Source organism: Natrinema soli (genome assembly GCF_028618695.1).
Genome location: NZ_JAQIVI010000065.1, coordinates 19436 through 26184, shown reverse-complemented (window position 1 = coordinate 26184; position 6749 = coordinate 19436). Strand labels below are relative to the sequence as shown.

6 protein-coding genes and 1 pseudogene are annotated in these 6749 nt (G+C 56.4%); 2 read left to right on the top strand and 5 right to left on the bottom strand.

What is annotated here, in order from left to right; all coding sequences use genetic code 11:
- Nucleotides 1-125: 125 nt before the first annotated feature.
- The 4 genes from PGX04_RS04125 to PGX04_RS04110 form a co-directional block, all read right to left on the bottom strand.
- Nucleotides 126-1076 (bottom strand): TraC-like domain-containing protein, encoded by a 951-nt coding sequence (locus tag PGX04_RS04125; RefSeq protein ID WP_273737344.1) that lies wholly within the window; start codon nt 1074-1076, stop codon nt 126-128.
- A 6-nt stretch (nt 1077-1082) separates the two neighbouring features.
- On the bottom strand, nt 1083-1373 hold the full coding sequence (locus tag PGX04_RS04120) for a hypothetical protein (protein ID WP_273737343.1): 291 nt from the start codon (nt 1371-1373) through the stop codon (nt 1083-1085).
- 476 nt (nt 1374-1849) lie between these two features.
- Nucleotides 1850-2647, bottom strand: a complete 798-nt coding sequence (locus PGX04_RS04115) for an ABC transporter permease (protein ID WP_273737342.1) — start codon at nt 2645-2647, stop codon at nt 1850-1852.
- A complete protein-coding gene (locus PGX04_RS04110; RefSeq protein ID WP_273737341.1) occupies nt 2640-3620 on the bottom strand; it encodes an ABC transporter ATP-binding protein in 981 nt (326 codons plus the stop codon). Before PGX04_RS04110 ends, PGX04_RS04115 begins: the two co-directional genes overlap by 8 nt.
- Nucleotides 3621-3716: 96 nt before the next feature.
- Between PGX04_RS04110 and PGX04_RS04105 the strand changes: the two genes are divergently transcribed.
- Nucleotides 3717-4355: a TetR/AcrR family transcriptional regulator gene (locus PGX04_RS04105; RefSeq protein ID WP_273737340.1), complete on the top strand. Its 639-nt coding sequence runs from the start codon at nt 3717-3719 to the stop codon at nt 4353-4355.
- Nucleotides 4356-4688: 333 nt separating this feature from the next.
- Nucleotides 4689-4900: pseudogene (locus tag PGX04_RS04100) on the top strand (DUF7845 domain-containing protein); the annotation flags it as partial.
- A gap of 264 nt (nt 4901-5164) precedes the next feature.
- On the opposite strand, the gene PGX04_RS04095 reads toward PGX04_RS04100, so the two are convergent.
- On the bottom strand, nt 5165-5884 hold the full coding sequence (locus PGX04_RS04095; RefSeq protein WP_273737339.1) for an ATP-binding protein: 720 nt from the start codon (nt 5882-5884) through the stop codon (nt 5165-5167).
- Nucleotides 5885-6749 lie beyond the last annotated feature (865 nt).

Sequence of the window (6749 nt, the reverse complement as noted above, 5' to 3'; positions counted from 1 at the left end):
GGTGAGGTCGTCGCCGTTGGCCTCGACGATCGCTGCTGCCCGGTCGAACGTCTCGTCATCGATCTCCTCGAGCGTGTGCTTACTTCCCGGGGTAAAACGAGAACGAAGCCCTGAGAGGAGCCCCATCAGTACTCACCCTCCGTTTTGGTCGCTTGGTTGAACTTCTCGAATTGCGGGTCGACGTGGTTGTAGTAGTGGTACAGGATTTCCATGGTTTCCTGACGGTCGGTTACCTGGTCGATCGAGACCTCCGTCCGGCCGAGTTTGTTCGTAATCCGGCGCTGTCGCTGTCTCACTTCACGAATGCAGAGCTCAGTTCGTGCGTCTTCGTGTGACTCGCCGAACGGCGTGTGAGCAAGCACTCGCGAGCAGGCAGCGCCGATAAGCGGGAGATCGCCAAGCTGGCTCAGAACGCTTCCCGTGTCGAGATTCTTGTGGACTTGATCGGCGTCGACACGGGTGACGATGTAGAAATCGCGTTGTTTGAGGTCGGCGTCTGTGATCCGGTCGCTCGCCCACTGGATGTAGAACTTCCGTCCGTACTGGAGGATCGGCGTCTCTTCTCGGGCAGTCGTACTCGACGATGCTGTGTAGAAGCGCTCGAGGTGTCCCGTGAGGTCGAACGTTTTTGGATAGCACGGGACGGCCACGCTGAACTCGAGCGACATGAGGAAGGACATGTACGCGCTCATCGTGTCGTGTCTGGCCTCCTCACTCAGCGAGAGCCAGTTCTGCGGATGGACTTTCAAGAGGCCGATGTAGCTGTCGCCGTCGACGGCGATGCCATCCTCTCGGACGTAGTCGAAGCTGAGCGTTTCCTGGGCCGTTGTCGATCCACCAAGGCGATCCTTGAGGTCGAAGTGATCGCGCGCTCGGGAGCGCTCTCGAGCGGTTGGAAGGTCCGTGTCGATATCGTCAAGGAAGTTGTCGAGTGCTCGTAGGACCTCGAGGTCGGACTCGGGTGTGGGCGGCGTGTGATCACTGGTGGCAGTCGGCTGAACAACGGGCTTTTCGTCCTCTTGGGACGTTTCTGAGGCTGTTTCAGTGGCTGTCTCGTCGGTAGGTACAGTTCCCATCGTCGATCACCGTCCGTCGGCTTCCGCTTCCTGCTCGGCTTCGATCGTCTCGATATCGAGGCCAGCCTGCCGAACGTAGACGACGTCCTGGGCGACGGGTGTCTCTGGTTCGGGTCGCGTTCTCCGGTTGTGGTACTCGTTCGAGCTGAGATAGTACTCGGCGGCGGCACGGGCGTAGCTGATGGGTCGTTGACCGGCAGGGGAAACCAGCAGGGTAAGGATGCCGATGGCGAGTCCAATCCCGCCGGCACCCAGGAACAGTGTCCCAGTGAAGCCAAGGCTTTGGGCGATACCCATGGCCAGGAACGGAACCACGAGAACCTCGCCAACTTCTCGGGCGGTCAACCCGAAAACCAATTTCGTATTAACGACACGCCCTGCGATAGGGAATGTTTCCATATACAATCTGCACGTCTTAGGGGTATCTAGTTAAAAGTTACTCCCAAATTGACATTCTAATGAAGTGCTGATTTTGAACGATCTTAACAGTTGTTGGCAATGTGATCTACTTAACTCGGCTCTGCACGTTCATAAACTCCCGTCAGAATGGAGGAAGAGGTGGTCAATCTCCTCCATCAGTCCATTGAGATTTCGGTCTGGCTGGTCGCGTACCCACGAGAACATTGTCTTCATTTGTTGACCCACGTGTATCTGAGTGGTGATATCCAGTTATCCTGCAACAGTTGTCATTAATTTTCTGTCCGATTCCAGATTTTCGAGGTGATCATCCGGTCTGTTGACGACCAATACTCCTACAAAGGAGCGACCTCGTGCTAGGCGATGTCTTTTCGAGTGAACCACGCTTGGCTGGCGACGACGAGCACGATAGTTGCTGCAAGTAGGATTCCAGCCGCCACCGGATCGTACTCGCCGTTGAGGAGGATCGCGGTCGGGTCGAGATAGTGCATCGGGGCGAGATTCCCGACCACTTCGAAATCAGTCCCGATCACGACCGATTCGAGGAGGAAGAGACCAAAGAGCACGCCCAGCGCCCCTCGCTGGGCAATCGACGCTCGATCCACGAGGACGGAGAACACGAGGCCAATCGCTGCACAACACAGGAGATACGGAACCGAGAGAAGGTGTAGCATCGCCACGTCGAGCGCGTTAACGGGATACCCGACAACTTCGGCACTGACGTACACCACGAGGGGCGTGATCACGTTGATCGCGACAAGCGGGACGAGCAGTGACGCGAACTTCTCTGCGACGAGGCGGGCTCGTGAGACGGGGAGGAACATGAGGATATCCATCCGTCCCCGGTCCACGTCGTCAGCGATCAGGCCGGCCCCGGCATACCCGAAGTAGAGACCGGCCAGCAATATCCACCCGACCGTGTAGAGCTGGGACGCGAGATACCCCTCGATGGTCGTGAGCGATTGCAGATTGAGTGCTTCGACCATCGCGGCCGGGTACGAAGACACCATTTCGTCGAACGTGCCAGGGGGCATGCCCTCGACCACTGATGGAAACGTCCCAGTATACATCGTAGCCAATACAGCGAAGAGGACCGCCAGCGCCGCCGCGCCCTTGCCGCGCTTTTTGCCCTCATAGGCGGTAAGTTCAAGCACTGGCCTCACCTCCGTAGAACTGCATAAATACCTCGTCGAGTGGCGCTTCCTCCACGTCGAATTCGCGGAGGGCGTACGGTGTCACCGCGTCGACGAGGTCGTTGACGTCGCCGGTGAACGTGAACGACACGTCGGTCACGGTCTCCGTTCCGTCGCTCTCGTCGACACGGAGTTTGAGGTCACTGTCTCTCTCATCGGATAGCTGGGTTTCGACCTGTGTCCCGCGCATCGACCGGATATCAAGATCGTGGACACCGTCGAAATCGAACGCCGCTTGGTCCACGGTACCGCCAATCCGGAGGTGAACGACTTTGCCGCTCCGATTCAATAGCGATTCGACTGGTTCCGTGGTGATGAGGCGGCCATCGCGTAGGATGGCCACTCGGGTACAAAGCCGACGCACCTCGCTCAAGACGTGTGAGGAAAAGAAGACGGTCACACCGCGCTGCTGTTCGTCGTGAATGAACTCGTTAAAGCGTTGCTGCATGAGGGGATCCAATCCCGAGGTGGGTTCATCCATGACGACGAGGCTCGGGTCATGCATGAACGCCTGCACGATGGCGAGTTTCTGGACATTTCCCGTCGAATACTCGCGGACGGGACGGTCCACCGGTGGATCGAACCGCTCCAGCAGTTCCTCGCGCCGAGTATCGCCCTTGATACTCGCGTGAAGGTCAAGAATCTCGGTGCCAGTCGCGGAATCGTCGAACTTGGGTGTCGCCGGGAGGTAACCGACGTCGGCTTTTGCGTCCAGAAACTCGCTCTCGTTCGTCATGTCGTGGCCGAGAACGGTCGCCGTTCCGGATGTCGGTGACTGAAAGCCGAGCAACGTCCGGATAGTGGTGGTCTTACCTGCGCCGTTCGGTCCGAGAAACCCGAACACCTCGCCCTTCTCGACGCTGAACGTGATCGAGTCGATCCCGAGAACACTCCCGTAGTCTTTGGTCAGGTCGATCACTTCTATCGGTGCCATAGCTGTCTCTTGACTCTATAACTAAATATCTTTTTCGGTCATAGAGTTATAATCAATAATCGATCTGGTTATGTAGTTACAGACGAATCGAATGGTATGCGTGGGTTCAGCAACCAGGAACGTGATCGTATCCGAGAGCAGCTCATCCAGACAGGTCGCGAGTTATTGCTCACCTACGGCCCACAGAAAACAACGGTCAAGGATATCACCGAACCAGTCGGGATCGCCAAACCGACGTTCTATCGGTTTTTCGACGCCAAGGCAGATCTCTATCTCGTGATACTTCAGCAAGAACTGGAGGAGTTCGTCGAACGGGTCCGTTCGGAACTGGCAGAGACGGAAGACCCGCGTATGGGTCTTGAACGGTTGTTCTGGTGTTATGCCGAATTTGCCGAGGAGAACCCGTTCATCCAGCAGATAGTTGTCCAGAACAATCATCAGAAGTTTTTCCGTAACGTGTCACCGAGCAAGATAGACGATGTGCAACAGGAAGAAATGGCAGCACTGCTGCCACTCATTGAAGACCTCCAAGCGCGGAGTAATGGTCCGCTCTCGGATATAGATGTGCCCACTCTCTTGGGGCTCATGGGAGGATCAATTGGTCTCCTCGCCGTACACAGAGACGACTTCGAGGAATACGAAGAAGAGCTCACGGAATACGACGAAGGGACGTATAAACGGTTGCAGGATGTGCTCATTTCGTCGCTGGCCCGAGGCCTAACGATCGAGGAGTAACCGTCTGGAATACTGATGAGCAGTCGGCTCAACGACTGGGATGCCACCGGATGAACGAGGGTCGCCAGATGCGCGCAATCCGTGCAAAGTACGGTGAGGAAGGCCACGAGATCGGGCGAGCTCGCATTCGAGTTGACCTTGAGCGGGATCGTACGCACGCGCATAATGCTTCCCGCTGCTTCCCGCACTCGCAGCAGGCGCGTGTATCGTCTGCCCGCCGCTCGACGTCACCGTTACGTACGTTTCCGGTGTGATACATGATTTGTTAGCCGTCTTGTGAATCCAGTTGCCTTCACTCGTGCCACCGACGTCGATTCCGAATGACTCGGAATAGTCGACGATTTCGCTGACCGGCTGGGAAGCATCCCACAACGATCTACTGCGTGATCCAAGATCTGAGCGATATCCTCGAACTCGGCCAGGACGACGGATCGTTCTGGGCCCGGAAGTACCGCGAGGAACTGCGAGCACTCGTTGAGTCCGCTGAGTGCGCGATCGAGAGTTATGCCGATTGGATGCAGCACCTCATGGGACTGGTCGTTCACGGTACACTCCTATAACGCTCTTAGAATTCCATGCACCCGGTGCACGCTATTGCAATGCCCGTGGTCGGCAGTGGTGTGAAAGCTTCTGTGCACCCTTGGAGGCAAACTCTAGACGACTTTGCGACACGACCAATAAATCACGAAAGGAGTAGCCGGGCCACTGGATCTTTAATTGTACCCTCCGATAATCAGAGAACCTGAATAACCTGGTTCAAATCGCCAACAACTGTTAAGGTCCCAACCTGCCTCTTGCTGGGCACGGCCTCAAGACTGGTGGTCCGGTTGGTCTTGAAGCGACATGTGGAGATCCTCGAGCGTGAGTTCGTCAGCGTCGCGTTCGGCGGCACGCATCGCGGCGTCGTCGACAACCCCAGCGATATCTGCGCTACTGACCCCTTCTGTCTGGTCGGCCATCTTCCCGTATGCGTTGTTGTCAAGGTCCGTCGGCAGCTCGTCGAGCCGGACGCGGAAAATGGCCTCTCGAGCGTCGCGATCTGGAAGCCCGAGTTCGTACTGCTGGTCAAAGCGACCCCGGCGAGTAGCCGCGTCATCAAGGAGTTCAACGCGGTTCGTCGCTGCGATCACGAGGTAATTCGGATCGTCGGCGTCCAGATGAGCGAGGAACTCGTTGACAACCTGGGTGTGCTCGCGATTGACGTCGCTTTCACGGGAAGCAAGCAGCGCGTCGATCTCGTCGATAAAGATCACACACCGATCGAACTGTGCGGCCTCCGCGAACAGTCGGTTGACCTGCTCGGTGGACTTATTGACCCAGCGCGATTTGATATCGCCCGCAGAGAGCTCGAGATACGGGTGGCCGAGTTCGCCGGCGATGGCTCGAGCGAACAGCGTCTTGCCCGTCCCGGGTGGGCCGTAGAAGAGGATCCCGTTCGGTGGGGAAATGTTGAAGCGTTCGTAAGCGGCATCGAGTCGGGTCAGCGGCCGGATCGCCGAGCGCTCGATCTCCGTTTTGAGTGGCTCCATCCCACCAACGTCCGCAAATCTTGTGTCAGGTGCAGACTGCCAGCCGTATTGGAGTTGAGAAGGAGTGGATTGTTCTTGAGCCGCTCCATCGCTGGAGTGGGACGTCTTGGGTTTGGTCTCGGCTTTCTCTCTCTGGGCAGTCGCATCCACTGCGTCTGTTTGCTCCCCTTCTCCTGTCGAGGTTTTCTCCTCGGGATCAGCTGTAACGGTTCCAATACCCATTGACAGCATCAGTGGAACACACGCGAGCCAACTGGCTCCCATATACCAAGAGCTTTCAAACATGGCAGAGACTCGGATCGGCGCAAGGATGCTCGCGAGAACGGGCCAGTTGTTTTCCCAGGCTGGGAGAAACCACATTGCCGTCAATATCGCTGTACCAATGAAGATTCCAACCAGCCAGAGCCGATCTGCTTGTTTAGTCTCTCCTCTATAAAGTGGGTAGATACCAGCAGTCAAGAGTTCTGCAGTGAAGGATGGAACCATCCAAATCGCAACGATTGCGATCAGCGCTATAATCGGGTCGGAAAAATATGCGACAATCCAAATAATTCCCAGTGGAGTAGCTACATAATTCGCTGTAAAGAGGCTGAGAGAAATGCTACCGATAACGGCTTTCTTCAGGAGACTCTTTGATTGGGATGTTCTGTCCATTTTCCGTTAGTTATTGTTGTTGTCGTATTTATCCAGTGTCTGTTGATTCGATTCCGGGTTTGGCGATGTGTCGGCAGCATTGGTGCTGGATTCGACTGTCCCGTCGCTAGTCGATTGCCGAGTCGACGTGTCGATAACAGGGTTTTCCCGATAGCGTTCCAACCCGGCCTCTGCCCACTCGAGTGGGGACTGGTGAAGGTTTCGAGGTCCG